The 15718-nt window shown below is 62.1% G+C and carries 15 protein-coding genes; 3 read left to right on the top strand and 12 right to left on the bottom strand.

Features of this window, described 5'->3' with window-relative positions; translation table 11 throughout:
- Positions 1–6: 6 nt before the first annotated feature.
- The 5 genes from E0L37_RS02050 to putA all read right to left on the bottom strand — a co-directional run bounded on the left by E0L37_RS02050 (position 7) and on the right by putA (position 6651).
- Positions 7–783, bottom strand: a complete 777-nt coding sequence (locus E0L37_RS02050; protein ID WP_063139822.1) for an SDR family NAD(P)-dependent oxidoreductase — start codon at positions 781–783, stop codon at positions 7–9.
- Entirely contained in the window at positions 780–2018 is a 1239-nt protein-coding gene (locus tag E0L37_RS02055) for an acyl-CoA dehydrogenase family protein (protein WP_063139821.1), read from the bottom strand. The genes E0L37_RS02050 and E0L37_RS02055 overlap by 4 nt, the downstream gene beginning before the upstream one ends.
- 98 nt (positions 2019–2116) lie before the next feature.
- The gene (locus tag E0L37_RS02060) at positions 2117–2803 is read right to left on the bottom strand and encodes a nitroreductase (protein ID WP_063139820.1); all 687 of its coding nucleotides are present in this window, start codon (positions 2801–2803) and stop codon (positions 2117–2119) included.
- A 274-nt stretch (positions 2804–3077) separates the two neighbouring features.
- Positions 3078–3548, bottom strand: coding sequence for a flavodoxin family protein (locus tag E0L37_RS02065; RefSeq protein ID WP_133490139.1), 471 nt, complete (start codon positions 3546–3548; stop codon positions 3078–3080).
- Positions 3549–3558: 10 nt separating this feature from the next.
- Positions 3559–6651, bottom strand: coding sequence for a bifunctional proline dehydrogenase/L-glutamate gamma-semialdehyde dehydrogenase PutA (putA, locus tag E0L37_RS02070; RefSeq protein WP_166642978.1), 3093 nt, complete (start codon positions 6649–6651; stop codon positions 3559–3561).
- A 127-nt stretch (positions 6652–6778) separates the two neighbouring features.
- Between putA and E0L37_RS02075 the strand changes: the two genes are divergently transcribed.
- Positions 6779–7675, top strand: coding sequence for an arginase family protein (locus E0L37_RS02075; RefSeq protein ID WP_133490141.1), 897 nt, complete (start codon positions 6779–6781; stop codon positions 7673–7675).
- Between the two features lie 7 nt (positions 7676–7682).
- Here the strand turns inward: E0L37_RS02075 and E0L37_RS02080 are convergent, their stop codons facing one another.
- From E0L37_RS02080 to E0L37_RS02105, 6 genes are all read right to left on the bottom strand, one after another.
- A complete protein-coding gene (locus E0L37_RS02080; protein WP_133490142.1) occupies positions 7683–8693 on the bottom strand; it encodes an ornithine cyclodeaminase in 1011 nt (336 codons plus the stop codon).
- 81 nt (positions 8694–8774) lie between these two features.
- On the bottom strand, positions 8775–9551 hold the full coding sequence (locus E0L37_RS02085; RefSeq protein WP_133490143.1) for an enoyl-CoA hydratase-related protein: 777 nt from the start codon (positions 9549–9551) through the stop codon (positions 8775–8777).
- Positions 9552–9589: 38 nt separating this feature from the next.
- Complete coding sequence (locus E0L37_RS02090; RefSeq protein ID WP_133490144.1) at positions 9590–10453, bottom strand: SDR family NAD(P)-dependent oxidoreductase; 864 nt, start codon at positions 10451–10453, stop codon at positions 9590–9592.
- Complete coding sequence (locus E0L37_RS02095; protein ID WP_133490145.1) at positions 10450–10893, bottom strand: MaoC/PaaZ C-terminal domain-containing protein; 444 nt, start codon at positions 10891–10893, stop codon at positions 10450–10452. The genes E0L37_RS02090 and E0L37_RS02095 overlap by 4 nt, the downstream gene beginning before the upstream one ends.
- Positions 10890–11381, bottom strand: coding sequence for a MaoC family dehydratase N-terminal domain-containing protein (locus tag E0L37_RS02100; protein WP_133490146.1), 492 nt, complete (start codon positions 11379–11381; stop codon positions 10890–10892). Before E0L37_RS02100 ends, E0L37_RS02095 begins: the two co-directional genes overlap by 4 nt.
- 2 nt (positions 11382–11383) lie before the next feature.
- Positions 11384–12565, bottom strand: a complete 1182-nt coding sequence (locus tag E0L37_RS02105) for a lipid-transfer protein (protein ID WP_133490147.1) — start codon at positions 12563–12565, stop codon at positions 11384–11386.
- A gap of 192 nt (positions 12566–12757) precedes the next feature.
- On the opposite strand from E0L37_RS02105, the gene E0L37_RS02110 reads away from it, so the two are divergent.
- Together E0L37_RS02110 and E0L37_RS02115 are read left to right on the top strand one after the other, a co-directional pair.
- Positions 12758–13420: a TetR/AcrR family transcriptional regulator gene (locus tag E0L37_RS02110; RefSeq protein WP_133490148.1), complete on the top strand. Its 663-nt coding sequence runs from the start codon at positions 12758–12760 to the stop codon at positions 13418–13420.
- A 112-nt stretch (positions 13421–13532) separates the two neighbouring features.
- On the top strand, positions 13533–15089 hold the full coding sequence (locus E0L37_RS02115; protein WP_133490149.1) for a long-chain-fatty-acid--CoA ligase: 1557 nt from the start codon (positions 13533–13535) through the stop codon (positions 15087–15089).
- A 61-nt stretch (positions 15090–15150) separates the two neighbouring features.
- Here the strand turns inward: E0L37_RS02115 and E0L37_RS02120 are convergent, their stop codons facing one another.
- Complete coding sequence (locus E0L37_RS02120) at positions 15151–15633, bottom strand: Lrp/AsnC family transcriptional regulator (RefSeq protein WP_133490150.1); 483 nt, start codon at positions 15631–15633, stop codon at positions 15151–15153.
- Between the last annotated feature and the right edge of the window lie 85 nt (positions 15634–15718).

Consider the following 15718-nt stretch of genomic DNA (forward strand, 5'->3'; position numbering starts at 1 on the left):
CCCGGATCACAGCGATTTGAGCAGATGGCCGCCGTCGACCGCTAATGCCACGCCGTTGACAAAACTGCCGGCGTCGCTGCACAGCAGCAACAATGGCGCGTCCAGTTCCGATACCTGGCCGAGCCGGCCGGCGGGGGTGTGCCCGATATACCGCTTGCCTTGCTCGGTGGCGAAATAATCCTGGTTCATCTCGGTTTCGAAATAACCGGGACACAGGGCGTTGACGCGGATGCCCTGTTCCGCCAGTTCCAGTGCCATGGCCCGGGTCAGTTGGATCACCGCGGCTTTGGACGCGCTGTAGCTGCTTTGTCCGATACCGACCCGGAGGCCGAGAATGGATGCCACATTGACGATGGCGCCGGGCAGGGATCGGGATACCAGCCGCCGGCTTATTTCATGGGCCACGCGCCAGACGCCGTTCAAATTGGTTTCGATGACAAAATCCCAACGGGGCTGGTCGATCTTGAGGAAGCGCCCGGGATCGGCCACACCGGCATTGTTGATCAGAATATCCACCGCTCCCCAATGCGCTTCGATACCATCAATGGCGTCGGTGACGCTGGCCGGATCGGTAACGTCCATGGCGACGGCATAAGCTTCGCCGTTATTATCGCCAATTTCTCTGACCAGTCGCTCCAGGGCGCTGGTACGCCGGGCGGCCACGGCCACGCGGGCGCCGGCCAGAGCCAGCACCCGGGCAAAGTGCGCGCCAAGACCGCTGGAGGCGCCGGTGACCAACGCGGTCTTGCCTTTCAGTGACAAGCGATCGGCAACGGGGCTCATGAGGCCGCTCCGTTCTGATCGGCGTAACGGCGGATGATGGTTTTGCCCAGGGTCATTTCGTGAACCTGGTCGGGACCGTCGGCGAGCCGGCACCAGCGCGCGTAGTTGAAGCCTTCCGCCATGCAGTAATCGGCGGTAAGGCCACCGGCACCGTGGATTTGCATACAGCGGTCGATGATGTTCTGCACCAGCCGGGGCACGGTGGTCTTGCTGGCGGCGATCAGATCCAGCGCTCCCTGAGTACCATGCTGATCCATCTGCCGACAGGTTTTCAGGAGGAGCAAACGCGCCATCTCGATTTCCGAAAAACAACGGGCGATATCCTCGCGCACGGACTGATGCTGGCTGAGCGGACGGCCGAAGGTGGCACGGGACTCCGCACGCTGACAAGCCAGTTCCAAAGAACGCTGAGCGACACCGATCAGGCGCATGCAATGGTGGATGCGGCCCGGTCCCAGACGCCCCTGGGCAATTTCGAAACCGCGTCCTTCACCGAGCAACATATTGCCCAGCGGTACGCGAACATTATTGAAATGAACCTCGGCGTGGCCGAGAGGCGCGTCGTCGTAGCCCAGGGTGCTGAGCGGACGGACCAGCTCCACGCCGGGCGTTTCTTTGGGCACCAGCACCTGGCTTTGCTGTTGGTGCCGGTTCGGGTTGTCGGGATCGGATTTGCCCATGACGATAAGAATCTTGCTGCGTTCATGGAAGGCGTTGGTGATGAACCACTTGCGGCCATTGAGCACCCATTCGTCGCCGTCACGCCGAATTTGCAGCTGTACGTTGGTGGCATCCGAGCACGCCGTGTCGGGTTCGGTCATGCAGTAGCAGGAACGAATGTCGCCGTTCAGCAGCGGTGTCAGCCATGTTGCCTGCTGGTCGGCGTTGCCGTACTTCATCAACACTTCCATGTTCCCGGTATCCGGGGCATTGCAATTGAATACCTCCGGTGACCACAGCACACGGCCCATGATTTCAGCCAAAGGCGCGTAATCAAAATGACTCAGTCCGGGGTGATCGGCGAAGTGGCTCAATTCCGGGGTAACGAACAAATTCCATAGCCCGGCCTGCTTGGCCTTGTCCTTTAATTGATCTATCAGGGGGAGCGGGGCAAACCGGTTGTCGGCGTGATCCAGTTGTTCGGCGTGGGCCCGTTCGTTGGGATAGATATAATCGTCCATGAAGCGAACGAGCCGATCCTGGAGTTGTAGAGAGGTGTCGCTGAAGGAATACATTCGGTGTCCTTATGATCACGGTATCAGTTTGTTATATCAGTGATTGGTCGGCTCCGGGGCCAGGCCCGGACCCTGGCCCGCCGGTTACGCCGGGATAGTCAGAGGCCGTGGAATTCCGCGATGTCATCCAATCGTGCCCGCTGGGTGCGAAGCCGGTTCACGTCGGCGCTCTCATCCCGGTAACCGATGGCCATGCCGGTGAACAGCATCCATTCGTCCGGGGCCTGGAAAAACGTCCCCAGCGTTTGCGGATAGCGCGACCAGCACTCCTGCGGGCAACTGTCGAGACCCGCTTCGCGCAGCAGCAGCATCACAGATTGCAGGTACATGCCCAGGTCCGACCATTGCGGCGGACCCATGCTGCGGTGCACGTAGCAGAACAGCGCCACCGGCGCTCCGAAGAACTGGAAGTTGTTGGCGAACCAGCGTAACCGTGCCGCCTTGTCCTTGCGGGGAATGCCAAGCAGGCCATACATGTCCTCGCCGACCTGAAAACGCCGGTCCCGGTAGGGGGCAATCAGATTGGGAGGATAAACGTCGTATTCACGGTCTTCTCCGCCGGGGGCCTGCTCCAGGCGTTGGCGCATTACTGCTTTGAGCGCCGCCATGCGCTCACCGCCGATCACATAAAGATGCCAGGGCTGGAGATTGCCGCCAGATGGTGCCCGGCTGGCTTTCTCAAGCACGGTGCGCAGCAGCGCACCGTCCACCGGCCGGTCCTGGAAGGCGCGGACCGAACGCCGGGAATCGAGCGACTCACTGACGGTTGTAGCCGTATTGGTCATTGGCGATTACTCCTTCAAAGGCGGTTTGCTCTGACATTAAAAACAGTCAGACATGCGGTCGGTACCGACCAGCGAAGGCGGCGCTGGAATGCGGTGTTCCAAGTCTGAAAAGCGGTGTTGAAACGGTAAATTTGAGTGTGATGTTTCTCAAATCAATTTTCAGAATGACGAATTATTTCTCATGGAAATATACCTGGTGCCCGGGTAGAGGGCAGGCAGGGGCGATTCGCCATCAGACTGGCTTCCCCCAGCGGGGGCTTCGTTTGGAGGCGAATCAGAAAATCCCGTTGTCCAGACCGGCGGCCAGATACAACCCCAATTCCTCCACCTGGTCGACAAAGGCATCCCGCCAGTCGCCCCGGCAAACCAGCGGCGGTTGCACCCAGTTCCAGCGCAGGCCGGTGACGATGGACTCGATGGCGCGGCGGGTGCCGGTGCCGTCGTGGCCGGCACGGATATAAAGCGCGCAGGGCAATCCCTGTTTGTGCTCCAGCACGGCGTAGTAGGTACGGTCGAAGAAGTCCTTCAGTGCGCCGCTCATGTAGCCCAGATTCTCGGTGGTGCCGAGCAGGATGGCGTCGCAGGCCATTACGTCCTCGGGATCGGCTTCCAGCGGCGGTTTCCAGATCGCGCGGACAGTCTCGATGTCGTCATGCCCGGCGCCGCGCAGGGCGGCGTCCACCAGTTTGCGGGTATTGGGCGAGGGCGCGTGGGCCACGATCAGCAGGGTTTTGGTATCGCTCATGTGATCCAGTCTAGGGGGCGCCTCCCAGATTCACCAGATCCGGATCGATCCCCAGGGCCGAGAGGTTGTCGGTGACCACCCGTTCGGTGCAGAAGCGCATCAGATAGTGCGGGCCTCCGGCCTTGAAACCGGTGCCGGAGAGGCGTTCGCCACCGAATGGCTGGCAGCCGGGTACGGCGCCGATCTGGTTGCGGTTGATGTACAGATTGCCGACGCGGGCCCGTTTCACCCAGCCGTCGATGTGTGCCTGGATGCGGCTGTGAATACCCAGGGTGAGGCCGTAGCCGGTGCGCTCGATGTAGTCGATCACTTTGTCCCGCTCATCGTGGCGCCAAGCGGCGATGTACAGTAATGGCCCGAAAATTTCCTCTTCAGGCAAGTGTTCCCAGTCCACCAGTGCCGCTTCCGGTGCCACATAGAACCCCTGTTCGCCCAGAGCCGGGTCGACCTGCGGCGTCACCGCGCTCCAGCGAGCGTGGCGGCGCAATCCGGCGCGGGCCTGTTCCAGTTGATCGCGGGCGCCGGCGTTGATGACCGGCCCCACGTCGCTGGCCAGCAAGGCCGGATGGCCCACTTTCAAGGATGCCATGGCGCCCTGGAGTTTGGGCAACAGGCGGTCAAGCAAGGTATCCTCCACCAGCAGTACCCGCAGGGCGGAGCAGCGCTGGCCGGCGCTGGTGCAGGTGCTGGTCAGCACATCCCGCACCAGTTGTTCCGGCAGCGCGGAACTGTCGGCGATCAGAACATTGAGTCCGCCGGTTTCGGCGATCAGCGGTAGCAGGGGCCCCTCGCGGGCAGCCAGGGCACGCTCGATGTGTTTGGCGGTGGCGGTGCTGCCGGTCACCGCCACGCCGGCGAGAGCGGGGGCGTTAAGCAGTGCGTCGCTGATCCGGCTGGCCTCGCCGCCGATAAAATGCAGCGCCGCCTCTGGCACGCCCGCCTCGTGTAGCAGTTGTACCGCCCGCCAGGCGATGAAGGGTGTGTCGGAAGCCGGCTTGGCCAGTACGGTGTTGCCACTGACCAATGCCGCCAGAACCTGCCCGCAAAAAATCGCCAGGGGGAAATTCCAGGGGCTGATACAGAGGAAGACACCCCGGGCATGCCAGGTCAGTTGGTTGGCTTCACCGCTGACATGGTCCAGAACCCTCGGAGCCCCTTGCAGTGCCTCCGCCTGTTGCGCGTAGTAACCGCAGAAGTCATGGGCTTCGCGCCAGTCGGCGAAGGCGTCGGTGAAGGTCTTGCCGCCCTCCAGCATGAGCAGATAAAGCAGCTCCGCCTGATGTTGTTCCAGCAAGCCGGCGAATCGCCGCACGGTATCCGCGCGTTCCGACACCGGCCGGCGGCTCCAATCCTCGAAGGCCTCCCACGCCCGGGTATAGGCCCGATGGACGGCGTCGGTGTCGGCCAGGTACACGTCTCCGAGTTCACGGCCATCGGCGGGGCTGCGGCGAATCCGGGGTTGGCCGTCCGCTTCCCCGGCACGCCAAAGGTGGCCTTGCCATTGGCTCAGGGATGCCCGTAACGCATGCAACGCGACCGGATCGGTCAGTGACGGTAGTGTCGGCACCCGGCGGGGCGCGAACCGTTCCGGTGGCGGCAGCAATTCCCGCGGTTGTTCCCGGGCGGGACGCCAGTTCAGGGTGGGATCCCGCGCCAACTGTTCCGCCGCGATGTGTTCGTCCAGCAATAAGTTGACGAAGGACTGGCTGCTGCCGTTTTCCATCAGACGCCGGACCAGGTAGGGCAGCAGCGTATTGAACGGGCCCACCGGCTCGTACAGGCGCAGGGGATGGCCGTGCCGCTCGGCAAAGACCCGATGCTGGGCCTCGCCCATGCCGGCCAGCCGCTGGAACTCGGCATCGCCGGTGAAGCTGTCCAGATGATGGTGCAGCCAGGCCAGGGTGTGGCAATTGTGCGTGGCGAATTGCGGATAAAAGAAGGCGGGCTCGGACAACAGGCGCTTGGCGCAGGCGAGGTAACTGATATCAGTGTGCGTTTTGCGGGTATAAACCGGGTAATCACGCAGGCTCTGCTGTTGTGCCAGCTTGATCTCGGTATCCCAGTAAGCGCCCTTGACCAGGCGTACCGGCAGTTTCAGGTTATGTTCGCGCGCCTGATCGGCGAGCCAGTGGATCACCATCGGCGCCCTTTTCTGGTAAGCCTGCACCGCCACGCCCAGGCCCTGCCAATCCGCCACTTCCGGCAGGGCGAGGGCTTGCCCGAACAGACGCAGGGTGATCTCCAGGCGGTCCGCCTCCTCAGCGTCCAGGGTCACCGGAATGCCGGTGGCGGCGGCGCGGGACAGCAGATCCCGCAAGCGGGGCCACAGTTGCTCCCGTACCGTGGCCCACTGGGCGAATTCGAAGCGGGGATGGAGCGCGGATAACTTGATGGAAATGCCATCCCGGGCCAGTACTGGCAGGTCCGGGGCCTGGCCGGCGAGGGCCTCGATGGCCTGGCGATACTGGCGGTGGTAGTGCTCCGCTTCGTCGTCGCTCTGCGCCGCCTCGCCGAGCATGTCGAAGGAATAACGTAGCGCCGGATCTCGCCGTCGCAGCGCCTGGGGCAGGGTCTCGCCGACCACGAACTGGCGCGCGATCAATTGCACGCCTTGTACCAGGGCCCGGCGGAACAGTGGATCACCAAGGCGCCGGCGCAACCCGTGCCAGGCGTCCGGCAGTGCCTGGTCCGGCTCCAGCCAGCGGGCGGACAGGGACAGGCCGCGGGCGGCCATCTGAATCAGCGCCGGGGTGTTGTCGTCCGGCAAGCTCCAGTCACCGCGAGTCAGCAGATCGTGGATCAGATCGTTGGCGTTGTCGGCATCGGGAATGCGCAGCAGTGCTTCCGCCAGCGTCAGCAGCAGGCGGCCCTCGCGGGAATTCAGACGCCAACTGTGCAGGAACTGCTCGAACAGGGCGGGACGGGCGGCGCGGGCCGCTTCCACCAGAGACCGGCACTCGGTGGCAATGGCCTGCCGGTCCGGGCCGGGCCGCAGAGAGCGCAACAGTTCGGCGATCAGGGTGTCCTGATCCGCCAGATGGTACGCCCGCAGCGGGGCCAGGTCGGGGCCGGGGTCGGGCAGGTCGGCAAGCGGTGGGATCATGGTGTCGATCTCCAGGCTCTCCATGATGCCATCAACGGGGGTATGCTGGTGGCGAACCGGGCGTGCGGAATGGCGTCACGTCTGCTTTGAGGATAACCGCGACGGGCGGTTTCGGCGAGGATTGGCCATGTTGTCGTTACCCGCGCTGGCGGCGCCGTCCTATCTGGGCGGACGGCGACCGGAAAGGCCCTGGCGGCCTGGAGACATCCGCCTGGAACCGTTGTGGCGGAGGCTGCGTCAGCGTCATGGCCTGACGCTGGACTGGCGCGACTGCCTGCTGCCGCCGGACAACGCGTCCGGGCCGTCGGTCCTGGCCGATTACCTGAGCCGACTGCGAGACCGCGTGTACAACGAACTGAGTAGCGGCCGGCCGTTGTTCGTGCTCGGCGGCGATCACGCCAATGCCATGGCGGTGTGGGACGCTGCCCTGGCGACGGTGGGCGAGCGCCGTTTCGGCCTGCTGTGGATCGACGCCCATCTGGACTGCCATACCTTCATGACCACCCCCTCGGGCAATGTGCACGGCATGCCGCTGGCGGCGTTGCTGGGGCTGGCGGATCCTTCACTGGCGGCGCTGATGCCCGGCCGCCGCCGGTTGCGGCCGGAAGCACTGTGTCTGTTCGGGGTGCGCAGTTATGAGCGTGCCGAACAGGACGCCATGGAATGCCTGAAGGTCCGTGTGATTCAGGCGGCCCGGGTGCGCCGCGACGGTGTGGATGCGGCTCTGGACGGAGCGCTGGATTACCTGGACCAGCATTGCGAGCACTACGGAATCAGCATTGATCTGGACGCCATTCACCCACGTCAGGCACCGGCGGTGGCCACGCCGGTGGTCGGGGGGCTCAATGGTCCCGCCTTGTGTCAGGCGTTGTGCCGGAGGGTGGATCCGGATCGCTGCCGGATCCTGGAAATCGCCGAGTTCTACCCGTCGCTGGATCGCGCCGGTCGCACCCAGCGGCTATTGGCGGATCTGGTTGGCGCCTGGTGGTGGTCCCGCGGCAGCCGTCGGCGGGGGTGGGCCTGAGGCCTCGTCAATTGCCCGCCACCAATGAAAACAAGTCCTTCGGATCGGCCAGATCCGGTACCAGGGTCACCTCGCTACCGATGTCGTATCGCTCCGCCAACCGTGCCACCAGGTCCAGCACCGCCAGGTCCTCCACGGCGATGCCCACGGCATCGAACAGGGTGATGTCATCGTCGTTGTCACGGCCGGAGCGCTGATTGGTGAGGATTTCCCATAGTTCGGAGTGGACGCTGGCGGCCCCGGTTTGCTGGATCTCGCCTTCCTGTTCGCTTTGCGGCCGGTACTCCACCACGGTTTTGCAACGGCGTATCACCTCTGGCGACAGTTCCGTTTTACCCGGGCAGTCGCCGCCCATGGCGTTGATGTGGACGCCGGGACGCAGCAGCGCTTCGTCGATCAGGGACTGGTGTTGTTTGGCGGCGGTGAGCGTAATCCAGACATCGGCCTCACGGAGCGTATCGGCGATGTCTTGTCCTCGCCGCAGGTGAAAACGGTGGCCGAGATGACCGGCGAATTTGTCCATGGCAGTGGCGTCGATGTCGAAGTAGCTCACCTCGGTCACCGGCAGGCGGCTGGCCAGAGCCAGCACCTGAAATTCCGCCTGGGCGCCACAACCGATCAGCGCCACCCGCTGGCTTTCCAGCCGTGCCAGCAGGCCGGCGGCCAGGGCCGCCACGGCGGCGGTGCGCACCGCCGTCAGCAAGGTCATCTCACTGACCATCAGTGGGTAGCCGCTGGGTACGTCGGCCAGCAGGCCGATGGCGGTGACACTGAGCTTGCCCCGCGCCGGGTTGCCCGGGTGGCCGTTCACGTATTTGACGCCATAGAGCCGGTCATCGGCGCAAGGCATCAGTTCGGTAACGCCGAAAGGGTAATGGAAGGCGTGGCGGGGGGAGAGCCGCAATTCCGGCCAGCGGCGCAGGTAGTCTTCAATGGCGTCCACCGCCAGCGCCAGGAAAGGTTCCGGGCCGACGCGCCGGATCAGCGCTTGCATATCGGTCACGGTGATCAGCTTCATGGGCCCTCCCGCGTGGCGTGCTTCCATGCTACTCCCTGGGGAGGGTGTGAGCACGCTTCATGGATAACCCGAGACCCGCCCTCAACGGCCCCGAAACACTGCTTGCCGTTTTTCAACGAATGCCTGGGCTCCTTCCTTGAGATCCTCGGTGGTGAAGGCCAGGGACTGCATGTCGGCTTCATGATCCAGGGTCTCGGTAAGCGAAGCGCTCCAGGAATGGTTGATTTGGGCTTTTATCATTCCCAGGCCGAGAGAGGGCCCCACGGCTATTTGACGGGCCACGTGCAGCGCCTCGTCGCCAAGCTGGTCGTCGTCGACACAGCGCCAGATCAGTCCCCAATCCGCGGCCTGCTGCGCGTTGAGTGGTTCCGCCAGTAACGCCAAAGCTCGCGCACGCGGCACGCCGATGGCGCGTTGCACGAACAACGAGGTTCCCGCGTCCAGAGCCGCGCCGAGGCGGGCGAAACTGAGAATAAAGCGGGCGGAGCGCGCGGCGAGGACAATATCGCCGGCCAGTGCAAGGCCAACACCGGCGCCTGCCGCCGCGCCATTGACCGCCGTTACCACAGGAATGCGGCCAGCGCGCAGCCTTTCCAGAGTAGGGTGCAGATGTCGGCGCATACGGGCACCGATATCGGCGCCTGATTTGAACAGGCCTCCCCCCAACTGCGCGCCGGAGCAGAAACCCTTGCCCGCTGCGGTTATCAGGATGGCGCGGATGTCCGCGTCCGCGCTCACCGCGGCGGTAACGGTGTCCAGCTCCCGCATCAGCGTGTCGTCAAGTGCATTGTATTCGGCGGGCCGGTTCAATGTGATGATGGCGACGCCATCGCGGTCTTCACGCAGCACGGTTGGCATGGTTTTCTCTCCGGTGTAGAAGGAATGGTCGTCTCCATTCACATGAGCAGACCGCCGCCGCATACCAGCATCTGGCCGCTGATGTAATTGGACTCCGGTGCGCAGAACAGATAGACGGCATCGGCGGCTTCCTGCGGGTGGCCAGCTCGTCCGAGAGGAATGGTCCTGGCCATGGTGTCCAGTAACGATGGCTGAACGCCCACTTTGATGGCTCTGCCTTCCACTTCGATGGTTTTTTGCTCTTCCTCGATAGCTTGGGTGAGACGTGTTTCAATCAACCCGAAGGCGACCGCGTTGACGTTGACCTTATAACGGCCCCATTCCTTGCACAGGGTACGAGTCAGACCCAATAAAGAGGCTTTGCCCGAGGAGTAACTGGCTTGGCCGGCGTTGCCGTATAGCCCGGCAATGGATGAGATGTTCACGACCTTGCGAAAGACCTCGTGACCTTCCGAGGCTTCCTTTTTCGCCATGATTCGGATCGGTTCCGAAGCGGCACGCAGGATGCGAAAAGGGGCAACCAAGTGCACATCCAGCATCGCCTGGAACATGTCGTCGGTCATCTTGCCGATGGTGGCGTCCCAGGTATAACCGGCGTTGTTGACGATAATATCGATGCCGCCGAACGCCTCCAGGGCACCTTGTACGAACCGCTCCGGGAACGCTTCCTCGGTCACACTGCCATTGATGGCAATGGCGTCACCGCCGGCTTCGGCAATCTCCGCGGCGACCGCGTCTCCGGTGTCGGGATCAAGATCATTGACCACCACCCGGGCCCCTTCGGAAGCCAGTTTGAGGGCGATGGCACGGCCAATGCCGCGTCCGGAACCGGTAATCAAGGCGACCTTTTTTTTCAGTTTGCCGTGGGGGTGGATCACCAGAGTTTCGTTATTGTCCGTCATTCTTGTTCTCCTTGCGGGTCGAATGCGACGACCGCTTCGCCCTTGAGTTTTATGTCGCCATCCTGGTCGCGGGCGGTCATTTCCAGGCGGGCGCGCTGCTCACCGTCTACGATTTCTATAGCCGTGACACGGCCCTGGCAGGTGATCCCGGCTCCGACCTGTGTGATGGCGGTAAAGCGTACGCCGAACTCCCGCACCGATGAGGGCGGAAACACCTCGTTCAGCGCCACGCCCAAACGCGCCATGATGAACATGCCGTGAGCGAAAACATCGGGAAAGCCAGAAGATCGGGCGAAATCGATATCGACATGGATCGGGTTGTGATCGCCGGAAGCACCACAATAAAGCGCCAGCTCATGACGCGTGATGGGATCGAAATGGCGGTTTACCGGAATCTCTCCGACCGTCAAGGACGTCGGACCGGCGGGACAGTGATTCATTGCGTTGCTCCGGCGGTATGGGGCGGGTTTCGAACCACGATAGTGCTGACGATATCCGCGACGTGCTGGTCATGGCCGTTATCGACGCGAATGGCCTGGGCGATCATGGTGAGCGCCCCGCCCTTTTTATTGGAGATGTCTCTGATGCGGGTGGTGAAAACAAGCTCGTCGCCAACACAGGCGGGGTGATGGAAGGCAAACTTCTGTTCGCCGTGAAGAATACGGCCGATATCCACTCCCAGCAGTTCCAGCACCGCTGGCGGGCCCGGGTTGTCGAGGGATTGCAGGCAGAACAGATAGGTCGGCGGAATCGGAATATCGCGATAGCCTGCTTCGCGAGCCGCCCGGGTATCGTGATACACCGGATTCGTTTCGCCGATGGTCTCGAGAAAGAATTTAAGGCGCCGTGGCTCGACGAAGGCGCGTTGAGAAGGGAAGACATGGCCGACAGCGGATTGCGGATCGATCGAGAATGTCTCTGATGTCATGATCAGGCCCTCTCGTAAAGTGTCACGACGCAAGCACCACCAAGACCCAGGTTGTGCTGCAATCCGATGCGGGCGCTATCCACCTGGCGCGGGCCGCATTGGCCCCTGAGCTGCCAGACGATTTCGGCGCACTGTGCGAGCCCGGTGGCGCCAAGGGGGTGGCCCTTGGAAAGCAGCCCGCCGGAGGGGTTGGTGACGACTTTACCGCCATAGGTGTTATCGCCATCCATGATGAAACGTTCGGCGGTCCCTTCCGGGGTCAGCCCGAGCCCTTCATAGGTGATGATTTCGTTGGCGGTGAAGCAGTCGTGCAGTTCCACCACGTCCACCGCCTCGGGGCCGAGCCCCGCTTCTTCGTAGACGCTTTGCGCGGCGGCCGCGGTAAGGTCGGCGCCAACCACTTTCATTAGGTTTTGTTCCGAAAAGGTGGATGGGAAGTCCGTCGTCATCGCCTGGGCGCGGATAGCAACGTCGGCCTGAATCCCCAAGCGTCGGGCGAAACCTTCCGAAACCAGGATAGCGGCGGCGGCACCGCAGGTGGGCGGGCAACATTGCAGGCGTGTGAGAGGCCCGTACATTGGGGCGGACGCCAGTACTTCCTCGGTGGTGATGGGTTCGCGGAAAATGGCTTTGTCGTTATGTTCCGCGTGGCGCCGCGCTTTAACAGAGATCAAGGCAAAAGCTTCATCGCTGGCGCCGTGGCGTTGCTGGTATTCACGTCCGGCACCGCCGAACAGCTTGATGGCCATGGGAATGCCGGATGTGTCTCCGTTTTCATCGGCGGCCTCGACGAAACGGCTGAGCGGGCTGGGGCGGTCGGACCATACATCCCCCAAAGCACCGGGCTCCATCTGTTCGAAGCCCAGCGCAATGGCACAGTCGACCATGCCGGAAGCCACTGCCTGACGGGCCAGAAACAGCGCGCTGGATCCCGTTGAGCAGTTGTTGTTGACGTTAAGCACCGGAATGCCGGTCATACCGGCTCGATAAAGCGAGGCCTGTCCGCTGGTGGAATCCCCGTACACATAGCCGACGTAGGCCTGTTGGATGTCCCGGTACTCGAGGCCGGCATCAGCGAGTGCGAGGCGAATCGCCGTTTCGCCCATCTTGTCGTAGCTATCGCTGGTGCCGGGTTTGACGAAGGGGATCATGCCGACCCCCGCCACTCTGACTGATTCGCCCATGGCCTTCTCCCGTGAAAATTGGCTTTACAATGTTTTTCTGATTGGTCAGTCTTTGTATTACCGGTCGGTAACTTATCGAAGAATGGCGCAGCGCAAAACCGGCGTCAAGAGAGTTCGGAGACCGATGAGCCGGTGTGAGGGCGTGTCAGGTGTGAGCAATCGAACCAGGAGCAACTATGTCCAGGAGCAACTATGTCAGGTGACGCGGATAAGCGGGCCGACGCGGCGGAAATGAAACTGGCCGCTTCCCCTTGGAAGCCATTCGAGGCTCGGCGCCGTGAGAGAGACGTCAAGCGTGGAGCGGTATTGCGAGTGGCGGTGAGTTTGTTTTTGGAGCAGGGCTACGATCGCACGTCGCTTAACGAAGTGGCGGAACGTCTCAATATTACCAAGCCGGCTCTTTATAACTATTTCCGCAGCAAGGAAGAGATTCTCGTTGAGTGTTATCGGCTGGGGCAGGAAAAGGCGATGGCCGGTATCGAACGTATCCTGGCGAAGCCGGATACCGGTCTGGTCCGCTTGCGTGCCTTGATTCGTCACTATTGCGAAGTGATGACACTCGATTTTGGTCAATGCCTGGTAAGGGTCGACGACCACGTACTTTCCGCTCTGGCTCGCGATCAGGTACGCGAAGGCAAACGTCTGATTGACCGTTATTTCCGTGATTTTCTCACCAGCGGGATGGAAGACGGCTCGATCAAACCTTGTGATGTGCGCTTGACGGTATTCGCCATTACCGGGGCGATTAACTGGGTCGGGCATTGGTATCGGGCGGATGGTGAAATGACCGCCCGGGAGATCGGTGATACCTACGCCATGCAGTTGACCGGGAGTCTGGCCGTGGAGGAAACCTGATTCCAGGGCATTGGCGGGACAGGGCCGTTCACGAGAGCAGTTCACCGAGAATAACAAAGCTTACCGCAGGCGGTTCAAGCTAACCGCAGACGGTTCAACAGGAGTGAAAGGAATGAACATAACTCAGGGCCTGCGCCGCGCGCAGCAGATTAACCGAAACGGAACCGCCATCATTGAAGGTGACCTCACACGCACCTGGGCAGAGGTGGGTGACCGCGTTGCCCGGTTGGCAGGAGCGCTTGGCGAATATGGCGTGAAGCCGGGAGACCGGGTTGCGGTGTTGATGCTCAATAGCGCCCGCTATCTTGAATTGTATCTGGCTTGCGCCTGGTCCGGTGCGGTCATCGTGCCACTGAACATTCGCTGGAGCACAAGGGAGAACGCGCTGGCTTTGGAAGACTGTGGTGCCCGCCTGTTGTTTGTCGATGCGGCTTTCGAGTCCTCGGCACGGGAACTGGCCGACGACGGTATGGCAACCACCGTGGTGTGGGCTGATGATGGCGCGTCGCCAACGGGTTCGCTTGATTACGAGACACTGCTGAATGAGGCCGCCCCGGTGGCGGACGTGATGTGCGATCAGAATGATCTCGCCGGTATCTTTTATACCGGTGGCACCACGGGCCGCTCGAAAGGAGTGATGCTCAGTCACGGCAATCTGGTCGCCAATGCCTTCAACGCGCTGGCGGAAGGCCTGTTTCCCAGAGGCAGTGTGTATCTTCACGCGGCGCCGATGTTTCATCTCGCCAACGGCGCGGCGATGTATTCGCAGCTGTTGTGTGGCGGTACCAACGTCATTATCCAGGCGTTCAGCCCGGAAGCCTTGACCGCGGCGGTGGAACGTCACGGTGTCACGGATATGTTGCTGGTGCCCACCATGATCCAGATGCTGGTCGACAGTGAGGCCGTGGTGTCCGCGGATTTGTCGTCGGTTCGCCGTGTTCTGTATGGCGCCTCACCGATCAGCGAGGCGGTGCTTGACCGGGCTTTGGCACGGCTCCCGGATGCCGGTTTCGTGCAACTTTACGGTATGACGGAGCTGTCGCCGATCGCCACCCTCAACCCGCCTGAGAACCATCTGGGAGAGGCGCGTGAGCGAGGACTTCACAAATCCGCCGGACGAGCCACGCTGGGGGTCGAGGTGCGTATTGTTGGTGACGACAATAACCAGCTGCCGCCCGGTCAGGTCGGGGAGATCGTGGCGCGTGGTGATAATCTGATGCAGGGGTATTGGAACCGTCCCGAGGAAACCGGCAAAGCGATCGTCGACGGTTGGATGCATACCGGTGATGGCGGTTATCTGGACGCCGACGGCTATCTGTTCGTGGTTGACCGCGTCAAAGACATGATTATCTCCGGTGGGGAGAACGTCTATTCCGTCGAGGTGGAAAATACCATCGCCGAGCATCCGGCGGTGGCGCAATGCGCGGTCATCGGTATTCCGGACGATCATTGGGGGGAGGCGGTTCACGCGGTGGTTCTGCCAAAGCCTGGAGAAGCCATTGGCGGTGACGAGCTCATCGCTTTTTGCAAGGCCCGTATCGCTGGCTACAAATGTCCCCGCAGCGTGGAGGTGCGCGACCAGCCGCTGCCGATGTCCGGCGCCGGCAAGATTCTCAAGACCGAATTGCGCCGGCCCTGGTGGGAGACCCGCGAACACGGTATCTCCTGAACGGCTGTCGCCGGGCCGTGTGAGGGCGCGCGGTGGTCCGCGCGTCCGGGTTCCCTTTTCACTACAGATAGTCCAGAGGCAGGGCACTGGTGTCGATCACCCGCCGCATCACGAAGCTGGAGTGCACGCCGCTGACGCCCTCGATGCGGGTCACCTTGTTGAGCAGAAAGTTCTGGTAGTGGTCGATGTCCGGCACCACTACCTTGAGCAGGTAGTCCGCTTCCTGGCCGGTGACCAGATAGCACTGTTGCACTTCCGGGTACCGCGACACGGTGGCCTCGAAATTGGCGAACCGCTCGGGGATGTGGCGGTCCATGCTGACCTGAATCATGACGGTGAGGTCCAGACCCAGCTTACGGGGATCCAGCACCGTTTCCCGCCGCAGGATGATGCCCGCCGCTTCCAGCTTTTGTACCCGCCGTGAGCAGGGTGAGGGAGACAGGCCGACCCGCTCCGCCAGTTGTTGATTGGTAAGGCCGCCGTCGTCCTGGAGAGCGCGCAGGATGCGGACGTCGGTGCGATCCAGATTTGCCGGTTTTTCCATGGGTGCGGTGTTTCCTTTCGTTTTTTTCGGTTTGCACGAGATAATATTGCCAAATATTCGGAAAATGGGAGAAAAAAAGCAAGCA

This window comes from Alcanivorax sp. 24, assembly GCF_004360225.1.
Taxonomy (GTDB): Bacteria; Pseudomonadota; Gammaproteobacteria; order Pseudomonadales; family Alcanivoracaceae; genus Alloalcanivorax; species Alloalcanivorax xiamenensis.

Coding starts and splice junctions, on each gene's coding strand:
- E0L37_RS02050 (WP_063139822.1), bottom strand. CDS start 783: ATGAGCCCCGTTGCCGATCGCTTGTCACTGAAAGGCAAGACCGCGTTG.
- E0L37_RS02055 (WP_063139821.1), bottom strand. CDS start 2,018: ATGTATTCCTTCAGCGACACCTCTCTACAACTCCAGGATCGGCTCGTT.
- E0L37_RS02060 (WP_063139820.1), bottom strand. CDS start 2,803: ATGACCAATACGGCTACAACCGTCAGTGAGTCGCTCGATTCCCGGCGT.
- E0L37_RS02065 (WP_133490139.1), bottom strand. CDS start 3,548: ATGAGCGATACCAAAACCCTGCTGATCGTGGCCCACGCGCCCTCGCCC.
- putA (WP_166642978.1), bottom strand. CDS start 6,651: ATGATCCCACCGCTTGCCGACCTGCCCGACCCCGGCCCCGACCTGGCC.
- E0L37_RS02075 (WP_133490141.1), top strand. CDS start 6,779: ATGTTGTCGTTACCCGCGCTGGCGGCGCCGTCCTATCTGGGCGGACGG.
- E0L37_RS02080 (WP_133490142.1), bottom strand. CDS start 8,693: ATGAAGCTGATCACCGTGACCGATATGCAAGCGCTGATCCGGCGCGTC.
- E0L37_RS02085 (WP_133490143.1), bottom strand. CDS start 9,551: ATGCCAACCGTGCTGCGTGAAGACCGCGATGGCGTCGCCATCATCACA.
- E0L37_RS02090 (WP_133490144.1), bottom strand. CDS start 10,453: ATGACGGACAATAACGAAACTCTGGTGATCCACCCCCACGGCAAACTG.
- E0L37_RS02095 (WP_133490145.1), bottom strand. CDS start 10,893: ATGAATCACTGTCCCGCCGGTCCGACGTCCTTGACGGTCGGAGAGATT.
- E0L37_RS02100 (WP_133490146.1), bottom strand. CDS start 11,381: ATGACATCAGAGACATTCTCGATCGATCCGCAATCCGCTGTCGGCCAT.
- E0L37_RS02105 (WP_133490147.1), bottom strand. CDS start 12,565: ATGGGCGAATCAGTCAGAGTGGCGGGGGTCGGCATGATCCCCTTCGTC.
- E0L37_RS02110 (WP_133490148.1), top strand. CDS start 12,758: ATGTCAGGTGACGCGGATAAGCGGGCCGACGCGGCGGAAATGAAACTG.
- E0L37_RS02115 (WP_133490149.1), top strand. CDS start 13,533: ATGAACATAACTCAGGGCCTGCGCCGCGCGCAGCAGATTAACCGAAAC.
- E0L37_RS02120 (WP_133490150.1), bottom strand. CDS start 15,633: ATGGAAAAACCGGCAAATCTGGATCGCACCGACGTCCGCATCCTGCGC.